Annotated in this window: 17 protein-coding genes; 6 read left to right on the forward strand and 11 right to left on the reverse strand. The window is 64.4% G+C overall.

Annotated elements, in window-relative coordinates; all coding sequences use genetic code 11:
- The first annotated feature begins 83 nt into the window (after positions 1-83).
- From QGG57_04940 to QGG57_04965, 6 genes are all read left to right on the forward strand, one after another.
- Positions 84-254, forward strand: coding sequence for a hypothetical protein (locus QGG57_04940; GenBank protein ID MDP7007513.1), 171 nt, complete (start codon positions 84-86; stop codon positions 252-254).
- Positions 251-2872 carry a beta-propeller domain-containing protein gene (locus tag QGG57_04945; GenBank protein MDP7007514.1) on the forward strand — a complete coding sequence of 874 codons (2622 nt, stop codon included), beginning with the start codon at positions 251-253 and terminating at the stop codon, positions 2870-2872. Before QGG57_04940 ends, QGG57_04945 begins: the two co-directional genes overlap by 4 nt.
- Positions 2873-2945: 73 nt before the next feature.
- Entirely contained in the window at positions 2946-3845 is a 900-nt protein-coding gene (locus tag QGG57_04950; protein MDP7007515.1) for a PKD domain-containing protein, read from the forward strand.
- Between the two features lie 81 nt (positions 3846-3926).
- Positions 3927-4538, forward strand: a complete 612-nt coding sequence (locus tag QGG57_04955; GenBank protein MDP7007516.1) for a class I SAM-dependent methyltransferase — start codon at positions 3927-3929, stop codon at positions 4536-4538.
- Between the two features lie 127 nt (positions 4539-4665).
- Positions 4666-5367: a hypothetical protein gene (locus QGG57_04960; GenBank protein MDP7007517.1), complete on the forward strand. Its 702-nt coding sequence runs from the start codon at positions 4666-4668 to the stop codon at positions 5365-5367.
- Positions 5368-5391: 24 nt separating this feature from the next.
- On the forward strand, positions 5392-5856 hold the full coding sequence (locus QGG57_04965) for a DUF4430 domain-containing protein (GenBank protein ID MDP7007518.1): 465 nt from the start codon (positions 5392-5394) through the stop codon (positions 5854-5856).
- Between the two features lies 1 nt (position 5857).
- On the opposite strand, the gene QGG57_04970 is transcribed toward QGG57_04965, so the two are convergent.
- The 11 genes from QGG57_04970 to QGG57_05020 form a co-directional block, all read right to left on the reverse strand.
- Complete coding sequence (locus QGG57_04970) at positions 5858-7783, reverse strand: acetoacetate--CoA ligase (GenBank protein ID MDP7007519.1); 1926 nt, start codon at positions 7781-7783, stop codon at positions 5858-5860.
- 28 nt (positions 7784-7811) lie between these two features.
- Complete coding sequence (locus tag QGG57_04975) at positions 7812-8882, reverse strand: SAP domain-containing protein (GenBank protein ID MDP7007520.1); 1071 nt, start codon at positions 8880-8882, stop codon at positions 7812-7814.
- A gap of 33 nt (positions 8883-8915) precedes the next feature.
- Positions 8916-9236, reverse strand: a complete 321-nt coding sequence (gene rpl12p, locus QGG57_04980) for a 50S ribosomal protein P1 (GenBank protein MDP7007521.1) — start codon at positions 9234-9236, stop codon at positions 8916-8918.
- 13 nt (positions 9237-9249) lie between these two features.
- On the reverse strand, positions 9250-10266 hold the full coding sequence (rplJ, locus tag QGG57_04985; protein MDP7007522.1) for a 50S ribosomal protein L10: 1017 nt from the start codon (positions 10264-10266) through the stop codon (positions 9250-9252).
- Positions 10266-10886, reverse strand: coding sequence for a 50S ribosomal protein L1 (locus QGG57_04990; GenBank protein ID MDP7007523.1), 621 nt, complete (start codon positions 10884-10886; stop codon positions 10266-10268). Before QGG57_04990 ends, rplJ begins: the two co-directional genes overlap by 1 nt.
- A gap of 88 nt (positions 10887-10974) precedes the next feature.
- Positions 10975-12447, reverse strand: a complete 1473-nt coding sequence (locus tag QGG57_04995) for a phenylalanine--tRNA ligase subunit alpha (GenBank protein ID MDP7007524.1) — start codon at positions 12445-12447, stop codon at positions 10975-10977.
- Between the two features lie 62 nt (positions 12448-12509).
- The gene (locus QGG57_05000) at positions 12510-13280 is read right to left on the reverse strand and encodes a hypothetical protein (GenBank protein ID MDP7007525.1); all 771 of its coding nucleotides are present in this window, start codon (positions 13278-13280) and stop codon (positions 12510-12512) included.
- Positions 13281-13323: 43 nt separating this feature from the next.
- Positions 13324-14358, reverse strand: coding sequence for a 4-demethylwyosine synthase TYW1 (twy1, locus tag QGG57_05005; GenBank protein ID MDP7007526.1), 1035 nt, complete (start codon positions 14356-14358; stop codon positions 13324-13326).
- Positions 14358-15083, reverse strand: coding sequence for a hypothetical protein (locus QGG57_05010; protein MDP7007527.1), 726 nt, complete (start codon positions 15081-15083; stop codon positions 14358-14360). The genes twy1 and QGG57_05010 overlap by 1 nt, the downstream gene beginning before the upstream one ends.
- A 40-nt stretch (positions 15084-15123) precedes the next feature.
- Positions 15124-18801 carry a vitamin B12-dependent ribonucleotide reductase gene (locus QGG57_05015; protein ID MDP7007528.1) on the reverse strand — a complete coding sequence of 1226 codons (3678 nt, stop codon included), beginning with the start codon at positions 18799-18801 and terminating at the stop codon, positions 15124-15126.
- A gap of 265 nt (positions 18802-19066) precedes the next feature.
- Positions 19067-19870: an NAD+ synthase gene (locus QGG57_05020; protein ID MDP7007529.1), complete on the reverse strand. Its 804-nt coding sequence runs from the start codon at positions 19868-19870 to the stop codon at positions 19067-19069.
- Positions 19871-19912 lie beyond the last annotated feature (42 nt).

Consider the following 19912-nt stretch of genomic DNA (forward strand, 5'->3'; position numbering starts at 1 on the left):
GCTGCCGCGGCAGCCGCGCCAAGCACGAAACAAAAAAATTTTTTTGGCGCCGCTTTATATACCGCGAGCACCGCCGGAGAGTTATGCGCCGACGCCATATGCTGGGCAACCACCGCCTTACCATCTGCGGCTATCCGACCACTCAACAGGAGCGCCGCGTGATGCGCAAGACCCATTGGGAACAGGTTTCATGCAAGCACTGCCTTGCGATGCACGACAGCCATCCGGCTCTCGGGGTGGAGGTTCCGGCATGAGCGACCGACTCACGGTTTTCGGGACGCCGCTGCAGCGACCGCGTGCGATGAATCCGCCGCCGGTTCCCGGTAGCGGGCCGTCGCCGCTGCTCGCGGTCGGCGTCGTACTGACGCTGGTCGTCGCAGCGCTAATGGTCTACCAGCCGGCGACCGATGAGCCGACCGGGCTGACGACGGCCCAGAGCGACTTCCTGCAGGGACTGGTCGCGGACCAGGGCCGCAGCTCGCCGCAGCTGGCGGCGTACGACTCGTGCGACGCGCTCGAGGGCGACCTGAAGGAGCATCTCAAGGACGAGATGCGCGCGACGCTCGCGTCCAACCAGGGCAGCTACTACCGTGGCGGCTGGGGCGGCGGCTGGATGGAGGGTGACATTGCTATTGCTGAATCCAATATGGCGATGGACGACGGTGCCGTGGCGACGCCCGGCGCTGCCGATTCCTCTAATGGCGCATCGCAGGGCGCGACCGGGGGCAGTGGCGCTGCCGGCGGCGAACGCGACTTCTCTGGTACCAACAACCAGGAGGGTGGCGTCGACGAGGCAGACTTCGTCAAGACCGACGGCGACTACCTCTACGTGCTGTTCGGCGACCAGTACTACTACTATTCACCCCACTACGGCGGGCATCTGGACGGCGGGCGGCTGCATATCCTCGCCGTGCCCGAAGTCGGGCAGGTGGAGTACCTCTCCAACGCGACCGTGGAGGGCTGGCCGCGCGAGATGCTCCTTTCGGGAGACCGCATGGCGGTCTACTCCGACCTCTCGGTCTGGGATCTGATGTACACCGAGGAGCAGCATCCGCTGCTCCCCTACCTGCTGCGCGACAGCGCGGACGATAACGGCGGTAGCGCGACCCCCGGCTCTGCCCCCGACCCGTCGGGCATCGTCGCGGACAGCGCCAGCTACAGCTACGACTCATTCCGCGTCAACTCGCTCTCCAAGCTGACCATATTCGGGCTGGGCGACCGCACTGCGCCGCAGGTGGAGCGCGAGCTCTACATGGAAGGCTGGTACCAGACCGCGCGCGAGGTCGACGGCACCGTACGCATGGTGAGTCAGGGCTACCTCGATATCCCCGGTATCGTTTACTGGCCCGAATTTCCGGCCGAATACGTTAATGACTATTTGGACGGCGACAATGAGAAGACGCTGACAGCTCGGGCCTTAAACCTCTGGAAGGAAGCTATAAACGATACCATCGTGCAGAACGAAGCGATTATCGACGCGACCAACCTTGACGAGCTGATTCCCCGCATCTATGAATTGCAGGACGGTAACGTCACGGTCCACAGCTTCACTGACGCCGCCGACTGCCAGGACTTCGTGATTGCCGAGGACGGCACCGCCAGCAGCGTCACCAGCATCATGACGCTCGACCTGAACGACAGCGAACTGTCATTCGAAGCAGACCACGTCATGAGCAACTGGGCCACAATTTACGCTTCGGCCGACATGCTCGTAATCGCCGAGATGGCTAACGACTGGTGGTGGTTCTGCTGCGGCGAAGAAGATGAGGGCTCGAGCAACATCGAGTACTATGAGGCGACCAACCTGCACGCCTTCGACATTTCGCAGCCCGGCCAGACCAGCTACATCGGCAGCGGCCGTGTCAACGGCACCATCCTGGACCAGTTCTCGCTCTCCGAGCACAACGGCTACCTGCGCGTCGCGACGACGACCGGCCAGTGGGGCCGCTGGTGGCTCTCCGCGGAGGAGCAGTCCGGGCCGGAGAACCACGTCTTCGTACTCGAGCAGCTGATGCACGCCGCCGGCTCGGCCGAGCAATCGACCGAGCTGAATGTAGTGGGCCACGTCGGCGGCATCGCCGTCGGCGAGCGCATCTGGTCGTCCCGCTTTGTCGGCGACCGCGGCTACCTTGTCACGTTCCGCAACATCGACCCGCTCTGGACGCTCGACCTGAGCGACCCGGCCAACCCGCAAGTGATTGGCGAACTCGAGGTTCCCGGGGTTTCGACCTACATCCACCCGCTCGACGAGGACCACCTGCTGACCATCGGCATCGGCGGCGACGAGAATGGCCTCGACTGGGGCAGCACGCAGCTTTCGCTCTTCGACGTCACCGATTTCGCCGACCCGCAACTGGCTTCCAAGCTGGAGCTCTCACCAGTCGCCAAGGACGATATGCACGAGTGGAACTGGGCCTGGTCGGAGGCGACCTACGAGCACAAGGCGTTCCAGTACTGGAACGGCCAGCTCGCCATTCCCCTGAGCACCTACCGCCACACCTGGGACCAGGCTGGCGGCAACTACCACTACGAGTACGTCTCGAAGCTGGTGCTGGTTGACGTCTCGACCACGGACGGTCTCTCAATCTACGACGGCACCAGCATCGACCACTCGATGTTCTACAACGGCAACGACGAGTGGTATTGGGACCGCCCCGACATCCGCCGTACGGTCTTCATCGACGACTACGTCTACGCCATCTCGCAGCAGGGCGTCACCGCCCACCAGCTCGACACGATGGCGCTCTCCGACTACGCTGGCCTGCCGGTCAGCAACCCCGACCCCGAGCCTTACTACAAGGAGCGGGAAAACGAAAGCGACCCGAACGACCCCGATGGCGATGAGACGGCCAGCTCCGACGGCTCCGGCTGAAGAAGCTTATATCTAGCGCAATCAGCGGCACAGCGCTGACAAAACCCTAAACCCACCCGGTACTGCAACCGCGATGCGCCCACGGCCGTTCCTGCTGCTGATTGCTGGTTTTGTACTGGTGATGCTGGCGGCGGGGGAAGCGGATGCAGCACCCACTGCCAATATTGATTCAATCTCTCCATCACCAGTCAGACTTGATGAAGAGGTCACTTTCAATGGTACCGGCTCGGACAGCGACGGCACAATTGTGGCCTATCAGTGGAACTCATCTATTGACGGGTTCCTGAGCGATGAGGAGAATTTCAGCATCAGCAACCTCAGCGTCGGTAACCATACAATTTCCTTCCGGGTACAGGATAATGACGGGAATTGGAGTGACGCCGCTTCAGAATTACTGATAGTCAAGCCGCTTGAACTGGAGGAGGTATGCCTGAACGAACATGCCAACCTGACATTGCACATACATGTCATGCTTCTCATATTAGACAATGGCACACCGCTGACGATACCGACTAGCACAGGTATTGATACTGAGACCTGCCCGGGCGGCATGCATGCCATACACACACACGACACCAGTGGGAAACTGCACATCGAAACGCCTTACGTGACTCCGGTGTACTTAGGGACATTCTTCAACATCTGGGCGCAGCCTTTCTCGGCAGAGCAAGTCATGCATATGGTTGCTGATGCCAATCACACATTGACTATGAAAGTGGATGGTGTGGCATACGATAGCTGGGAATTGACCCTTCTCGCAGACCAGCAAGTCATTGTTGTCGAATACCAAGCAGCTGGTGAGAATGGGACAGTTTCCCCTCCTCCTGTCGACGACACTAGCAACCCCCCCGCCAACGACACCTCCGAGCAGACATACGATGCAGACGACGATACCAGACTTCCTGCAACATCCTTGCTCACTACTTTAGTCGCTGTGGCTACAATCGCGCTGAAAAGGCGCCGAAGCGACTAAACTCCCCTAGCAAAATTGCAGTTTCAAGAAACCATACAGATGTATTCCAGAATCAAGAACTTTCTCCACCTGCACGTTCTGATGCGCTCCTACATCGTTCGGAACTGGTTCACTGGGAACGGAGCTATCTGGCGCTATCTCGATAACGCCGATCTAGAAGGGATGGCGGCCAAGACGGTGGAGGTCACATCTCTGGAATTGTCAGGAAAGAACGTTCTGGACCTCGGTTGTGGTTCCGGGACCATGCTGGCATATCTTGCAGAAAAGGAACTGGCAGTGCCGCATGGTGTGGATATCAGCAGGCTCAATATCCGAGAGTGTCGCAAGAAAATGGGATCCGGTAACTTTCACAGGATGGACATCATGAAATACCTCGCGGACTCACCTCCGGAGCAATTTGACCTCGTAATCATGTACGGGGTTTCTGCCAGCTTTACTGTTGAACGGCAGAAGGAGATTATCAGGCGGATAATCCCCATCCTGAGGCCGGGTGGCTACCTGTGGGTAGGCGCTAACATCTATGATGATGCGAAATACAGGTACCAGACCTACCCGGTACCCAGGAACTTCTACGAGCAACTGAAATCCCGCCATGGAGACCAAGTAGATTTCGAGGAGCATCTGGAGCTGGAGCTCTTCGGCAACGACAAGTATGAGAAGGAACAGACCACGGTCCTGATACGGAAATTATAGAACTTTTCCGCCGTTTCTTCTGGTTTTGCCGCTAAACTATTCCGTAGCGGTCGTAGTACTTATGTCCGAAGCTGAACCATCCCCCGCGGCGGGCGCACCGCTTCAATAGCCCCCGCATTGCGCCAGCGTGGACGACCTGCAGCTGCTGTCACTGACAGTGCTCTTCGCCGGGCTGGTGACGCTGGCGCTGCCGCTGCTGGCGCGACTAGTCGAGTTTGCCACTGAGCGGCAGTCGGGTGACTGGCTGCTGCTGGGGCTGCTGCTGCTCTTTGGTGCGGCGCTGGTGGCGGCGCTCTGGGCGGTCTGGGCTGCTTCAACGCAGAGCTGGCTGCTCTGGCCGGTGGGGGGCTTCACGCTGCTCTTCCGGCTCGCGTCACCCCCCATCCTGCTGCGCGCGCTCTCGCAGCGCCTTGGCCCGCCCGCGGATGGTGTGGCCAGCACGGCGATGCTCGAGCAGTCGGTGACTGGCCTGGCGGTGGTGCTCGGCAGCTTTGCGCTGCTGGCGCCGTGGCTCGAGCCGGCGCACGGGACTGCGATGGCGGCGGCCGAGACCGGCCTCGCGACCGCCGTGGCAGTCTTCTCGTTCAGCCAGTTCTACCTGCTGCTCTTCATGGAGCGCATGCGCGAAGGGCAGGCGCACTTTGCGTGGGTCGCAGGGCTACTGCTCGGCGTCGGGTTCATGGTGCTGACGCCCGCCTACCTGCCGGGCTTCCAGGCGGCGTTCCGTACCACCTCGGCGCTGGGCTGGTTTGGTGCGGCGGCGCTGTTCCACTACGGCCGGCAGCCGGACCCGCCGCCGCTATTGCGGAAGCTGCGGTGGAACGGTTAAATCCCCTTCGTGAATGCGCTGCGCATGTCCAGTGAAACGTTGCAAACTCTCGGCATAATCCTGCTGCTGAACGCGGTCGCGTGGGGCGGCTACGTCGCGCTGCAGGACGAGCCCGACATGGTCTACCGCTACCGCGAAACCCCCGCAGCGAGCGCCAACGTCACCGTCTCGCTCGACTTCGGCGACGCCGGAGCCAATGCGACGACCTTCGCCAACGCGACCACGGTAAGCTTCGCCGGCATCGTCGTCACCAACGACACTTCGGCCTACGCGGCGACCATCGCGGCCGCACGCGCCAACGGCTTCGCGGTCGGCGTGACCATGTATTCATTCGGGCCTTACGTCCACACCCTCGACGGTGTCGCGGGCGACAGCGGCCACTACTGGGAGCTCAACCACAACGGCGCGTACTCGATGGTCGGCGCCGGCGACCTGCAGTTGCACGACGGCGACACTATCGCGTGGAAATACGTCGTCGCCGACTGGTAGTTCAGTCGAAACTGAGCGCCGCGTATTCGGCGAGCGACTCGGGGTTGGCGAGCGCATCGCGGTTCTTGACCGGCCGTCCAGTGATGGCGGCGAGCACCGCTTTCTCGACCTTCTTGCCCGAGATGGTGTAGGGGATTTCGGCGACCGGGACCACGTGGTGCGGAACGTGCCGTGGCGTCGTCGCGCTGCGGATGGCCTTGCGGATTTCCGTCGCGAGGGCGTCGCTGAAGGCGATGCCCTCCGCCAGTTTGACGCAGAGCACCACCTCGACGTCGCCCGCGACCGGCCGGCCGACGACGATGGCGTCCGCCACTTCGGGGCGGTTCTCGACCGCGCGGTAGATTTCGGCGGTGCCGATGCGCACGCCGCCCGGGTTGAGCGTCGTATCGCTGCGGCCGTAGATGATGGCGCCGCCCTCCGCGGTCATTTCGACGAAGTCGCCGTGGGTCCAGACTCCCGGGAATTCCTCGAAGTAGGCAGCGCGATATTTCGTTCCATCCGCATCGTTCCAGAAGCCGGTCGGCATCGACGGGAACGGGCGCGTGCAGACTAGCTCGCCGCACTCCCCCGTCAGGCGCTCGCCGTTCGGCGACCACGCCTGCACATCCATCCCTAGCTGCGCGCACTGTAGCTCGCCGCGCCGCACCGGGTCGAGCGGGTTGCCGCCGAGGAAGCAGCCGACGATGTCTGTCCCGCCTGAAATCGAGGCGAGCTGGAGGTCGTCGTGGACGTCCCGGTAAACCCAGTCGAACTGCTCCTCCACCAGCGGCGCGCCGGTCGAGAGCAGCATGCGGAGCTGCCGCAGGTCGGTCGCGTTGCGCGGCACCAGTCCGGCGCCGGCGCACGCTGACAGGAATTTCGGGCTGGTGCCGAAGTGGGTAGTGCCGGTGCGCTCCGCCAGCCGCCACAGCGCGCCGAGGTCAGGATGCCCCGGGCTGCCGTCGTAGAGCACGATGGTCGCCCGCGAGGCGAGCGCCGAGACCAGCCAGTTCCACATCATCCAGCCGCAGGTGGTGAACCAGAACAGCCGTTGCCCGGGCTGCAGGTCGCACTGCAGCTGCTGTTCCTTCAGGTGTTGCAGCAGCGTCCCGCCGGCGCCATGCACAATCGACTTGGGCGGGCCGGTCGTCCCCGACGAATACATAATGCAGAGCGGGTGGTCGAACTCGACCGGCACGAACTCCGGCTCCGCGGCAGCGTTGTCGAGCAGGTCGGGGTATTCGACGACCGAGCCGTGCGCCAGCTCGCCCTTCGCGCCGGAGAACGGAATGCGGATGACCTGCTCGATGCCCGGAATCTGCTCGAGCACGCCATTGACCTTCGCGTCGAGCGCGAAGCGCTTGCCGTTGTAGTGGTAGCCATCAGCGACAATCAGCAGCTGCGGCTGCACCTGCCCGAAGCGGTCCACCACGCCTTGTGCGCCGAAGTCAGGCGAGCAGGAAGTCCAGACGCCGCCCGACGCGGTTGTCGCCAGCATCAGCACCAGCGTCTCGACGCAGTTCGGGACGAACGCCGCGACCCGCGTTCCCTTGCGCAGCCCGAGCGCGCGCAGGCCGGCCTGCGCGCGCGCCACTCGCTGGCGCAGCTCGCCCCGCGTCAAACGCTCGTCGTCGCGCCCCTCGGCGCAGCCGATGACTGCCAAGCGGTCCGCGTCGCCCGCCAGCAAATTCTCCGCGTAGTTGAGGCGCGCGCCGGTAAACCAGCGCGCGCCCGGCATCGCCGGCTCGGCCAGCACCGTGTCGTAGCCGCAGCTGGCGCGCACGCCCGAAAAATCCCAGAAGTGCGCCCAGAACGCTTCCATCTGCTCAAGCGACCAGCGGTGGACGTCGGCGTAAGTTTCGAGCTTCGCCGGCGCCGACTGCATGAACTTCCAGAGGAGGCTCGCCTCACGTCGCTCCTGCGACGGCTCCCACAGCACGGGATTCACGGCGTGGCAGCGCCCGCGACTGAAAAAGCTACAGCATCCCGGCTTTCTGGATAATCATTAGCTGTTCGGTCGAGAGTTTTTCGCCGGCGAGGAACTTGCCGAACAGCTCCTCGGCGTTCGCGACGCTCTCGATGGCGCTGGCGCCAGTGCCGCCCTTACGCCGCTCGGCGACCACCTTGTCGATGGCGGAGAGCTGCCGCAGCTGCTCGATATAATCTGCGTGGACTTCGTCCGCCTGCTCCTTGGAATTGACGAAAGCGCGTTGCGCGGCGTCCGCCTTGCGGCGTGCGATGCGGTTCGCCTTGAGCGCCTCGCGCATCAGATCGTGCGCATTCTGCGCATCATCGCGGACGCGCTTCATCTCGTGCGTGAGGTCCTTGCGCTTCTTCTCGGCAGCGCGGAACAGGTCGCGCGCTGTAGCGACCTCTTCGTCGCCATCCATCATCTGGTCCTGCTCGGTAATCTGAGATTGCAGCGCGCCGATTTTCTCGACGAGCTCGCGCTCTTTCTTGATGCTCATCGAGCTGGTCATCTGCTTGATTTCCAGCTCCTGGATTTGCCGCCGTAGCTTCGGGACGGGTGGCAAGTGGGTGCCGGAGAAACGGGCGCGCTTCAGCGACAGGAACTGCTCGCGCAGCTGGTCAACCTCGTCGAGCACTTCACGCCGTTCGTCGCGCACCTGGCTCACGTCGAAGTTGAGGCCGTTGCGCAGGGTGCGCTGGTACTGCACCTGCTCCATCTGCACCTTCGCCTCATTGTTCAGCCCGTTGCGTTCTGAGGCGTGCGACTGCGATTCGAGATTCATCTCGTCGCGCTTGATGCGCAGCACTTCGGCAGCCTCGTTGATTTCCTTGCGGTGCGCCTTGAGCTCCTTCTGCGAGAGCTCGGAATAGTTAATTGCGGCTTCCGCGGTTTCCCCACCGCTGGTACCGGCTTCTTCCAGCCGCGCCAGCAGCTCAGCCTTGGTGCCGGAGACCGGGAGTTCCTGCTCGCGCAGTTTCTCCTTCAGGTCGGCGACCTTCAGGCCAGCGTATTCGCTGGGTGCAGGCGCGTTGCCTGCCGGGGCGTCGGGGGCGGGTTCCTCGGTTTCGGTCTCCATCGCTTCTCCCGGGGCAGGGCCCCGCTGGCGGGCCTAACCGAAGAGGGCACCGAGTCCTTCGACTGCTTCCTCTTCACTGACTTCTTCTTCCTCGGCTTCTGCTTCCTCTGCGGGGGCTTCCTTGCCGCCATCGTTGTCACCAGACGCGGCCGGAGCCGCTGCGGCTGCCGGAGCAGCTACTGCGGCGGTCGCCATGGCTTCCTCGATGTCCACGCCGTCAAGCGCGGCCACGAGGGCCTCGGCCCGTGCCTTGTCGGTCTTCAGGCCTGCGGCCTTGAGGACCTTGGTGACGCTCTTGGCGTCAATCTCGGCGCCCGCCGAGTTGAGCAGCATTGCCGAATAGATGTATTCCATTTTTTGTTTCCTCCTATCCGAATAGTGCTCCTAATCCTGATACGGCGTCTTCCTCGGACGCCTCGTCTTCTTCTTCCTCGTCGTCTTCCGACTCCGTTGCGGCTTCCGCCGACGCGGGTGGCGCTGCGGCGGCCGGCGCCGCAGCGCCCTGCAGCGCCTTCAGCTCATCGTCGGCACCGTCGCCGGCGTGGCCCGCGACGCCCAGCATTTGCAGGTGGGCTTCGGCGAGCAGTGCGGCGATGGTTGCTTCCGACGGCCACGCCGCGGCGTGCGCCACGGCGAGTGCGTCGCGGCGCGCCTTCGAGAGCAGCGGCACCGTCGTGGTGTCGCTGAACCAGCGCGCGTGCATCGCGAGGTTGAACGCTCCGGCGGTAGCTGATTGCAGTTGGCCGCGGAACTCGTCATAGTCAATATCCAGTACTTCGGGCGGGTAAAAGTTCTCGCCGTCATAGGCGCCGAGCAGCTCCATCCCCATCGTAATCGGGAAGATTTCCAGCTTCGCAAGAGCTCCAGCCACCTGCGCCGAGATAGTATCGCCCTCCGCGACGGCAACGTGCCGCTTGCGAATCACGATTTTCCCCTTCTCGATGGCGGCCGGGAAGCCCGCCTGCTGGAATTCGCCCACGATGGGACCTGCCGGGAACGGCGTTGGCCCTTTCTCGATGACGATATCTGCGCTGGCGGTCTCGCCGCCCTTCGCGGGCGCTTGTGTCTGCGCCTCGCTGAGCATGCGGAAAATCGTGAACGGGCTCCCCTCGCCGGTCAGCAGCGACAGCTGCTCCTTGCGGAACGCGTTGGCCAGCTTCTCCAGCCCGGGGCGCTTCGCGGCGACGGAATCGATGGCGCGGCGCAGCAGCCGGTTGCGGCTCATGCGCACGCGCACACCGCGCTCGCGCAGTGACTTGCGCATCTCCATCATCTGCCGCGCGGGGATGCCGCTGACGTCGACCAGCGCCACGACCGGCGCCGCGAGGTACTCCTCGAGCTGCGCAACCTCGTCGTGCTTCCACTGCGTGGCGACCGCCTGCATCAGACCCTCACCGCCTTGCCCATGGTGGTCTTGACCCACACCGACGCAATATTCTGGTCGCCGCGGTCGAGGTGCGACTCGACCCGCTTCAGGACCGTCTCGAGGTTCTCGGCCAGCTTTTCCTGCTCCATCGCCACGTTGCCAATCGAGACGTGGAAGGTGGGGCGGTCACGCGACCGCAGCACCACCAGGTTATGCAGTCCGTCGATGACGCGCGCGATGTCGGCGGTCGGCGGCACCGGCCGCGGCATCTTGCCGCGCGGCCCCAGCACGACCCCCAGCGACTTGCCGATGTCGGCCATCATACTGATTTCGGCGACGAAGTAGTCGATGCCGTCGACGACCTTGCGCGCGCGGCGCTTGTTGTCGGCGAGGTCGCCCAGCTCTTCGGGGGTAATCATCAGGTCGGCGTGCGCCTTCGCCTTCTCGGCCAGCTCCTTGCGCGCGAAGACGCCGACTTTCGCCGGACGCCCGCGGCCGTGCGGCAGCGCCAGCTCGTCGTTGATACGCTTCTGCGGGTTCTGCAGGTCGACATCGCGCAGGTTAATCGCTACGTCCACCGTCTCGGTGAACTTGCGCTCCTTGCGCGTCTCGAGCGCGTCTGCGATAGCCTGCTTCATGTCGCCTGCGATGGTTTCACCCCCGTAGTGTGCGGGGCAGCGCCCCTCCTACGGACTTCGCGCCGCACCCGGGGACGTATTTAAGGATTCAGCGCGCAGTCTTCAGCCACTCCAGGTCGGACTGGTAGAGCATGCGGATATCATCGAGGCCGAGCCGCAGCATCGCCAGCCGCTCGAGCCCCAGCCCCCACGCCAGCACCGGCGTATCGATGCCGAAGGGCGCGGTGACCTCGGGGCGGAAGATGCCGGAGCCGCCCAGCTCGAGCCAGCGGTCGCCGAATTTTACTTCGATTTCCATCGACGGCTCGGTGTAGGGGAAGTAGGCGGGGCGCACGCGGACGTCGGGGAAGCCCATGCGGCGGTAGAATTCTTTCAGCACGCCAATCAGCATCCCGAAGCTCGCCTCCTCCTCCATGATGATGCCCTCGACCTGCGTGAATTCCGGCAGGTGCGTCGCGTCGACCGCCTCGCGCCGGAAGACGCGCCCCACGGCGAAGACCCGCACCGGCGGGTCGGGGTGCTCCGACAGGTAGCGGATGGTGCTGACCGTTGTGTGCGTCCGCAGTAGCGCCTGCTGGGCGACCTCGCGCGACCAGTCGTAGCGCCAGCCGGTCGAGCCGGTGTCGCCGCCAGTCTCGTGGACCGCCTTGACCGCCGCGACCGCCTCTTCGTCATCGAGCAGGAATGACTTCGGGTCGTCCAGATACAGAGTGTCCTGCAGCTCGCGCGCCGGGTGGTCCTGCGGGATAAAGAGCGCGTCCATGTTCCAGAACGCCGACTCGACATAGTCGCCCTCGATTTCAGTAAAGCCCATCTGCAGGAAGATGCCGCGAATCTCCTCGGTGAAGCGCGTCAGCGGGTGCAGCGTCGCCTGCTGCGCCGACTCGGTCTGCGTCTCGAGGCCGTAGCGCTGGAAGCGCCCCTCGCGCCAGCCGCCTGACTGCAGCATCTCGGGCGTCACCTCGCCCAGCAGCTCCTCGCCGCTCAACTCGTCGAGCGCCATGCGCCCCGCCTCGGTGATGCGCAGCGTCCGCGCAACCTGCTGGCTGCGCTCGAGAATCTGTCTCCCCTGCAGCAGCTTCAGTCCCTGCGGGTCGAGGCTGTCGACCGGCTGCGCGCCGTCTGCCAGCTGCTGCAGCAGCGGCTCGTCCGCCCCTTCCGGTGCGTCGTCCCGTGCGGGGGTCAGCATCACGCCGTCGTCGCTCTTCTCGAGCCACGCCCACTGCTTGCGCTTGAGCCACCCAATCACGATGCGCGCCTCGTCGGCGGTGAGCGGGCCGTCGGCGAGCTTGCTGGCGGTCGCGGCGCCGTGCTCGTTGAGCCACTCAATCGCGCGCCGTTCGGGCAAGCCCTCAGCCGCGTAGCGCCGTCCTTCCTCGTTCAGCCCGACCAGCTCGGTCGCCACTTCCTCGATTTCGGCCAGCTCCTTGGTGCGCAGCCATGAGGCGGCCGAGACCGCTTCCTGCTCGCCGAGGCCGGCCGCCTCGGCCGCCGCCGCTGGCGACAGCTCGCCAGCGGCGAGCGCCCGGAGCACTTTCTGTTCGTTGGAGGAGAGGTCCACGATGCGCAGTTACCCCGGGTTTATAGATTTGCGACCGCCATCAGCGGTCGCAAATCCCCCAGTCACAGCGTTGCCCAGAGCGGAGCCAGCTGCGCCAGCCGCTGCAGGATTTCGTCGCGCACGTCGGGAGGCTGCTTGCCGTCGGTGTCGACGATGAGGTCGTAGCCGGCCGGGTCGCGGTAGTCGAAACCGTAAAGCTCGAGGTAGCGCTGCCGGTCGTCCTCGTCGCGGCGCGTGTTGTCGCGCAGCTGCGCCGCCGCGTCGGTCGCCCCTTCGAGCTTCAGCGCCGCGACCGCCTCGGCCAGCGCCGCAAGCGACTCCGGCTCGCCCGGCGGCAGTGTGTCGCGCGCCAGCCGACCGGCGTCCTCGCCCAGCTCGCGCTTCAGGAACCGCACCGCCTGTTCGCGCCGTGAGCAGCGGAAGTAGAGCCGCGCCATGTTCTCCTTACCCAAAGAGGACATGAAGCCGCCGAGCCAGCCCGGCTGCCGCCCCTCGATGACCGCCATGCTTCCCTCGAGCCCTGCGCCGCCAATCCACTCGCAGGTGGCGTAGTCAATTTCGACATCAATCCCGCGCCCGGTCAGCAGCCGCCGCGCTTGCTCGGCGACCGAGATTCCGCGGCGGGCAGCCGCCTCGCGGAAGAGCCCGCCGACCGAGCGGCAGACGCCGCTGTAGTGGCCGGCCAGCATCCGCGCCTGCGTCGACTTTCCGGTCAGCTGGTCGCCGGCAATCAGGATGACCGGCAGCGGCGTGACGGTCGCCATCAGCCGCTCGACCGCGTCCGGCCCGACGTGGGTCGTGAAGGTGCGCTCGATGCCCTTGAGCGGGTCCACGACGGCGCACCGCCAGCCGCCGGTTAAGACGGTTGCGCGTTCTTCAACAACTGAATTCCGGCTCCAGATGCCCTGTAATGGGGTCGCCGAAGTCCATCACGCGACCGGGGTAGTCCTCCTCGCAGACGAGCGCAATCAGGCTGTTCGGCGCCTCGTCGATGACCTGCCACCCCAGCTCGCCCGCCAGCTCCTGCGCAAACGCCCTGATTTCAGGCCACTCGAGCATGTTGTGCTGCCCGAGTCGCTTGCGCGCCGGGCCGAGATGCATGTATGATTTCACTTCGACCATCGTCCGCGCGCCGGTGCGGCGCGCGAGGGCCGCATAGCCGGGAACGTCGAAATCATTCCAGTCGCGGACGACGATCATCCGCAGCACCTTACGCGTCTCCAGCCCGTCGAGCAGGTCGAGCGTGCGGGTGACCCGCTCCCAGTAGTCGGGCAGCAGCGGGACGTCAATCTTCTTCCACGTCTTTGCGTCGGGCGCGTCGAGCGAAACGTAGAGCTGCGTCGGCAGTGCATCCTCGTCGCGCAGCCGTTCAATCATCTCCGGGTGCAGGCCGTTGGTGACGAGGAACGACGAGATGCTGCGCGCGCGCAGCTCGCGCAGCATCTCCGGTAGCTGTTCGTAGAGCGTCGGCTCGCCGGTCAGCGAAATCGCGAAGTGGCGCACCGTCAACGACTCCTCGAATTTGCGCCGGTCGATGTCAGGGTTGCCGCCGAAGCCGGAGAGCTTCTGCAGGTGCGCCTCAATCGACCCCTGCACGATATCGGCCGGCTCGTCGTGCGCCTGCTTCATCAAGTCCTGCTGGCCCGAGAACATCTCGTTGACCCGCCAGCAGTAGACGCACTTCTGGTCGCACGCGACCGCCGCGGGGGTCATCTGCGTGCACTGGTGCGAGCGGACGCCGTAGAACTTCTGCTTGTAGCAGCCTGCCGAGTCCTCCTGCATTCCCTTGCGGGTCCAGCCGCAGATTTCGACGGCTGAGTGGTTGCCGACTATCCCGTACGATGCCTTCTCGAGTGCGCGCTTGTACTCGTCGGTGAAGAGCAGGTTGCCACTGTCCGCCGCCGACTGCATCAGAGGTCCGAGACTTCGCGGATGTTCTGCAGCTCCCAGTTGACGAGCGTGCAGGTCAGCGTGTAGTCGAGCGGTTCGTCCTTGATGGGACTCGGGTTGGCGTCGTCTTCGTAGGTGATTACGCCCGAAACCGGTGGCCCCGCCGCCTCGAAAGAGGCGATGAATTCCTCCACCGAATCCGCCGAGCCGGAAACGGTCTCACCCAGCACGGTCACGGGGATGGTAATGGTCACCGAGCCGTCGAAGCCGGTGCCCTGTGCGGTTTCAGAAAAATTGCCGGTAGTGACCTGCAGCGACACAGTGGGCTGTCCGATATCGCCAATCGAGGCCGCCGTGGTCCAGATGACGGTTACGTCGACCGAGGCGAGCCGCATTTCGCCCGCGAAGTCCCACTCGCCCTCCCCGGCGTCGACCCCGAACGGCACGCTGTCACCCTCGTCGTTGAGCGTTCCGCTCTTGCTGGGACCGGAGGTGTTGTTGGTCGCGACGTCCGCCTCGAAGCCAGTCGAGCCGCCGCCGATGCCGGAAACCGCGACCGAGTTGGCCGCCGACTGGAACGAAATCGCGAGGATGATGATGATGACCGCGAAGCCGATGGCGCCCGAGACCAGCCGGCCGGTAACCGCGAACGGGAAGCCGCCCGGCAGCTCCATGCGGCGCAGCTCGCTGTTGTTGTAGCGCTCGAACTGCTTCAGCTTCTCACCCACGGTGTCGGACAGCGCCATTGAGGCGGCAGTAGTGGTGCGTTATTAGGTTTAAGCCGTTCTACGAGCAGCCCGTAGTGGCTCCACACCCAGTGCACTTGAAGCAGTTGCCGTTGGGGACCAGCATGAACTGGCCGCAGTCGGGGCACGGGTCGCCCGAGAAGCCCATACGAACCGCCTCCGTGACACTCGCCTGCCGCAGGTCACCGGTCGCGCCGGGGGTTAGCGGGCCGGGGTCGAGGCTCGGGTCGGGCGGGTTGCCCATGTCGTCGAGCGTCATCTGGATTTCGTGCTGGTCGCCCGACGCTTCGCCGTGCGGGGAGCGCTCGCTGGCGGCATCTTCGAGGTCGTCTTCAGCGACCGACCGGAGGGCATCGGGGCGCAGGTCATCCTCGGTGACGCCGTGTGCGAGGTCGTAGCGGCCGAGGTAGTTGATGGCCAGCTCGCGGAAGAGGTAGTCGATAATCGAGGTCGCCATCTTGATGCGTTCGTTGCCCTGCACCGGGCCGAGCGGCTCAAAGCGCGAGAAGACGAAGGCATCAACGAATTCCTCGAGCGGGACGCCATGCTGTAGCCCGAGGCTGATGGCGACCGCGAAGCAGTTCATCAGGCTGCGGAAGGCTGCTCCTTCTTTGGCCATGTCAATGAAAATTTCGCCGAGGCTGCCATCCTCGTACTGGCCAGTGTGGAGGTAGACCGTGTGCCCCCCAATCTTGGCCTTCTGGATGTACCCCGTACGGCGCTCGGGGAGCCGCCGCCGCTGCGCGATGTAGCGCGTCACTACCTTGCGCGCAATCTGGTGCGCGTCGGGCGTCGGCAGCGCGTCGGCCATGATTTCGACCGCTTTCTCGGCCGAGACGAGGCCTTCTGCCAGTAGCTCCTCGTCCTCAGCCAGCGCGACCGTCAGGCTGGTGCCCGACATCAGTGGCTGGCTCAGCTTGGAGCCGTCGCGGTAGAGTGCGATGGATTTGTTCATCGTGCGCCATGATTCCTCGTAGGCCTGACTGATTTCGGCGACTGTCGCCTTATGTGGCATGTTGATAGTCTTCGAGATGGCGCCCGAGATGAACGGCTGCGCGGCCGCCATGATGCGGACGTGCGCGTGCCACGAAATAGAGCGGGTGCCGTAGCGTCCGCAGCGGTTGGCGCAGTCGAAGACGGCGAGGTGCGCTTCCTTGAAGTGTGGCGCGCCTTCGACCGTCAGTCGCCCGAAGACGTAGTCGTCGGCCGCCTGCACTTCATCAGTCTCGTAGCCCAGGTGTTCGAGCAGGTCGAAGGCGGGACTGGTGACCTGCTCCTGCGTAACGTCGAGCTTCTCGAGGCAGTATTCTTCGCCGATGTGCAGCGGCGTCACCAGCATCTTCAGCGAAGTCGTGGTGGGAATCGCCTGCTCGAGCTGGTCGATGACCTCGCCCGAGAGCCCCTTGCGTTTGAGCGATTCGCGGTTGACGTCCGGTGCTTCCACCAGCGTGCCGTTCCCGAGCATATAGCGGATGATGTCGTCGCGCTGCGCCTCGTCGTAGCCGAGCCGTTCCACCGCGAGCGGCACCGACTGGTTGATGATGCGCAGCATTCCGCCGCCCGCCAGTGTCTTGAGTTTCACCAGCGCGAAGTCGGGCTCGATACCGGTGGTATCGCAGTCCATCTGCATGCCGATGGTGCCGGTCGGCGCAATCACCGTGACTTGCGCGTTGCGGTAGCCGTGCCGTTCGCCCAGCGCCACCGCCTCGTCCCACGCTGAGCGGGCGCTGTTGAGCAGGTATTCCGGGCAGTAAGCGGGGTCAATCGCGAGCGGCTTCACGGTCAGTCCTTCGTATTCGTCGGCCGGGGCGTTGCACGCCGCACGGCGGTGGTTTCGCATCACCCGCAGCATGCAGTCGCGGTTCTGCTCGTAGCGCGGGAACGGCCCCTTCACGCGTGCCATCTCGGCCGAGGTGGCGTAGCTCGCCCCCCCGAGAATGGCGGTCAGCGAGCCGCAAATCGCGAGCGCGCGCTCGTCATCGTAGGGAATCCCCATGCGCATTAGCAGCGAGCCGATATTGGCGTAGCCGAGGCCGAGGGTGCGGTAGTCGTAGCTGCGCTTTGCAATCGCCTCGGACGGGAATTGCGCCATCAGCACCGAAATTTCGAGCACGACCGTCCAGAGCCGGATGGCGTGCCGGTAATCGTCCAGTCGCAGCATTCCCTCGCGCTCGTCGTAAAACGCGCCGAGGTTGAGCGACGCAAGGTTGCACGCCGTGTCATCAAGGAACATATATTCCGAGCAGGGGTTCGACCCGCGAATCGGCCCGTCGGGCGCGCAGGTGTGCCACTCGTTGATGGTGGTGTCGAACTGGATGCCGGGGTCGGCGCAGGACCAGGCGGCCTGCGAAATCTGGTCCCAGAGGTCGCGCGCCGGCAGGTTACGGCACGCCTCTGGCTCGCGCCCTTCGGCCGCCGCCGCCTCAAGCTCGGTGCGCCAGTAGAGCTGCCACTCCCCATCGGAGAGCGCTGCTTCCATGAAGGTGTTGGAGGCGCGGACCGAGTTGTTGCTGTTCTGCCCTGAGACAGTCTGGTAGGCATCGCCCTCCCAGTCCGTATCGAACGTGGTGACCTCGAGGTGGGACCAGCCCTGCTCGCCCAGCTCGAGCACGCGTGCGACCAGCGTCTCGGGGACGTAGTCGCGCAGTGCCGAGCGCACCGCGCGCGCCAGCGCCCGGTTCAGTTTCTGGTCCAGCTTATCTCCCTCTTCGGGGTGCGCCACGATAGCAGCCAGAATTTCGTTGGCGTGGTCCTGTAATTGCCGCGAACCGGCAACCAGTGCGGCCACTTTCTCTTCCTCTGAGACCTTCCAGTTGATGAACTCTTCAATGTCGGGATGGTCCATGTCAAGGCAGACCATCTTGGCGGCCCGACGAGTTGTGCCGCCCGACTTGATGGCGCCCGCAGCGCGGTCACCAATCTTCAGGAATGACATCAGTCCTGATGAGCGGCCGCCGCCCGAGAGCGGCTCCTCGCCGCTGCGGATGGAGGAGAAGTTGGAGCCGGTACCCGAGCCGAACTTGAAGAGCCGCGCCTCGCGCGTCCAGAGGTCCATGATGCCTCCTTCGTTGACGAGGTCGTCGCTCACCGACTGGATGAAACAGGCGTGCGGCTGCGGGTGCTCGTAAGCGCTGGTCGAGCGCTCCAGCTCGCCGGTTCTGGCGTTGACGAAGTGGTGCCCCTGCGGGGGTCCGTCAATCCCGTAGGCCCAGTTGAGGCCGGTGTTGAACCACTGCGGCGAATTGGGCGACGCCATCTGCGCCGCCAGCATGTAACAGAGTTCGTCGTAGAACGCGCGCGCATCCTTCTCGGACGCGAAGTAGTCATGTTTCCAGCCCCACCAGGTCCAGGTCCCTGCCAGGCGACGGAACAGCTGCCGGCCGTCCTTTTCGCCGCGGTGGCGCTTGCTGACGCTCAGCTTCGCCAGTGCCTTTTCGTCAGGCGCGGAACGGCGCAGCCACTTCGGAACGTCCTTTTCGACTACCGCTTTCAGCTTGCGCGGGATGCCTGCCTTGCGGAAGTATTTCTGCGCCAGCACGTTGGCTGCGGTCTGGCTGTAATTGACAGGAAGGTTGACACCGCGCATCTCGAAAGCGGTCGTGCCGTCGAAGTTACGAATCAGCGTGTCGCGCTTCTTCCATTCCAGCGCGTCGAATGCGTCGGCACCTGCCTCAGTAAAACGCCTTTCAATTCCAAGTCCTTCTGGATTGGCTGGCATCAGGCCACCCCCCAGGGTGGCTGAGATATAGCATCGTATTTTGCCATTACAATCATGGGTTCGGGGCATTCTGGCTACCTGATATAAGCGTTGCAGGGGAGGCTAATTTTGTAGAATACTACGAAATTCGGGTGATGTTCCACTCTTTTTTGCAACAAAAACAGGTGGAACCTGCTGAAAACAGGGTAAAGGTTCCACGATTTATGCCGGTAAAGGGGTAGTTATTTTATCTTCGTCGAAATATGTTATAAGTCGGTTTTACGGGTCAGTGCCGGACCCCCGTGGTCTCGCGCCAGTCAATGCCGACCGTGCGGCGCCCCAATTTGCAAACCGGGGGAAAAATTCGCTTGTGGATTGAGCGCTGTACCAGTGCCGCAACGCGCGCCGCATCCGCCTCCGGAACGCCGCGCGCCGCCATTTCCGTCGGCGAGTCATGCCGCTCCAGCGCCGCCAGCAGCCGGTCCAGCTGCGCGTACGGCAGCCCCAGCTCGCCCTCGTCAGTCTGCCCCTCCCACAGCTCGGCCGTCGGGGGCCGTTCGCGGATGGCTGCGGGCACGCCAAGGGCGGCAGCGAACAGTCGTACCTGGCTTTTATAGAGATCGCCGAGAGGAAGCAGGTCTGCGCCCCCGTCGCCCCACTTGGTGTAGTAGCCGGTCAGCAGCTCCGACTTGTTCGAGGTGCCGAGCACCAGCGCCCCGCGTTCGGCCGCCGCGCCGTAGAGCAGCGCCATGCGCAGGCGGGCGCGCAGGTTGCCCTGCTGCTCTCGCGTTTTGAAGAAGTCCGCCGCGTCGTCGAAAGCACTTGCCAGCGGCGCGATGTCCACCTCGCGCGTCTCGACCGCCAGCGCGGCGGCGTGCGCCGCCGCCATTCCGGTCGAAACAGTCTCGCCGTGCGGGAGCAGCAGCCCGTGGACCGCTTCGGCACCGAGCGCCTCAACCGCCGTGGCCAAGGCGGTCGCCGAGTCGATGCCGCCCGAAAGCCCGAGCACGACGCCCGCAGCCCCGGCGTCGGCGACGCGGTGCCGGATGAAGCCGGTGATGATGGCGCGACAGTCGGCGGGCAACCGCATCGCGCGCCGAACGGCGGCAGGATATGAGGCCGTGGCCCAGCC

This window comes from Candidatus Poseidoniia archaeon (assembly GCA_030748895.1).
Lineage (GTDB): Archaea > Thermoplasmatota > Poseidoniia > MGIII > CG-Epi1 > UBA8886.

What these genes read in the sequence shown, in the direction of transcription:
- QGG57_04940 (MDP7007513.1), top strand. Translation starts at nt 84, where the DNA reads ATGCGCCGACGCCATATGCTGGGCAACCACCGCCTTACCATCTGCGGC.
- QGG57_04945 (MDP7007514.1), top strand. Translation starts at nt 251, where the DNA reads ATGAGCGACCGACTCACGGTTTTCGGGACGCCGCTGCAGCGACCGCGT.
- QGG57_04950 (MDP7007515.1), top strand. Translation starts at nt 2,946, where the DNA reads ATGCGCCCACGGCCGTTCCTGCTGCTGATTGCTGGTTTTGTACTGGTG.
- QGG57_04955 (MDP7007516.1), top strand. Translation starts at nt 3,927, where the DNA reads ATGCGCTCCTACATCGTTCGGAACTGGTTCACTGGGAACGGAGCTATC.
- QGG57_04965 (MDP7007518.1), top strand. Translation starts at nt 5,392, where the DNA reads ATGTCCAGTGAAACGTTGCAAACTCTCGGCATAATCCTGCTGCTGAAC.
- QGG57_04975 (MDP7007520.1), bottom strand. Translation starts at nt 8,882, where the DNA reads ATGGAGACCGAAACCGAGGAACCCGCCCCCGACGCCCCGGCAGGCAAC.
- rpl12p (MDP7007521.1), bottom strand. Translation starts at nt 9,236, where the DNA reads ATGGAATACATCTATTCGGCAATGCTGCTCAACTCGGCGGGCGCCGAG.
- rplJ (MDP7007522.1), bottom strand. Translation starts at nt 10,266, where the DNA reads ATGCAGGCGGTCGCCACGCAGTGGAAGCACGACGAGGTTGCGCAGCTC.
- QGG57_04990 (MDP7007523.1), bottom strand. Translation starts at nt 10,886, where the DNA reads ATGAAGCAGGCTATCGCAGACGCGCTCGAGACGCGCAAGGAGCGCAAG.
- twy1 (MDP7007526.1), bottom strand. Translation starts at nt 14,358, where the DNA reads ATGCAGTCGGCGGCGGACAGTGGCAACCTGCTCTTCACCGACGAGTAC.
- QGG57_05010 (MDP7007527.1), bottom strand. Translation starts at nt 15,083, where the DNA reads ATGGCGCTGTCCGACACCGTGGGTGAGAAGCTGAAGCAGTTCGAGCGC.
- QGG57_05015 (MDP7007528.1), bottom strand. Translation starts at nt 18,801, where the DNA reads ATGCCAGCCAATCCAGAAGGACTTGGAATTGAAAGGCGTTTTACTGAG.
- QGG57_05020 (MDP7007529.1), bottom strand. Translation starts at nt 19,870, where the DNA reads ATGCGGTTGCCCGCCGACTGTCGCGCCATCATCACCGGCTTCATCCGG.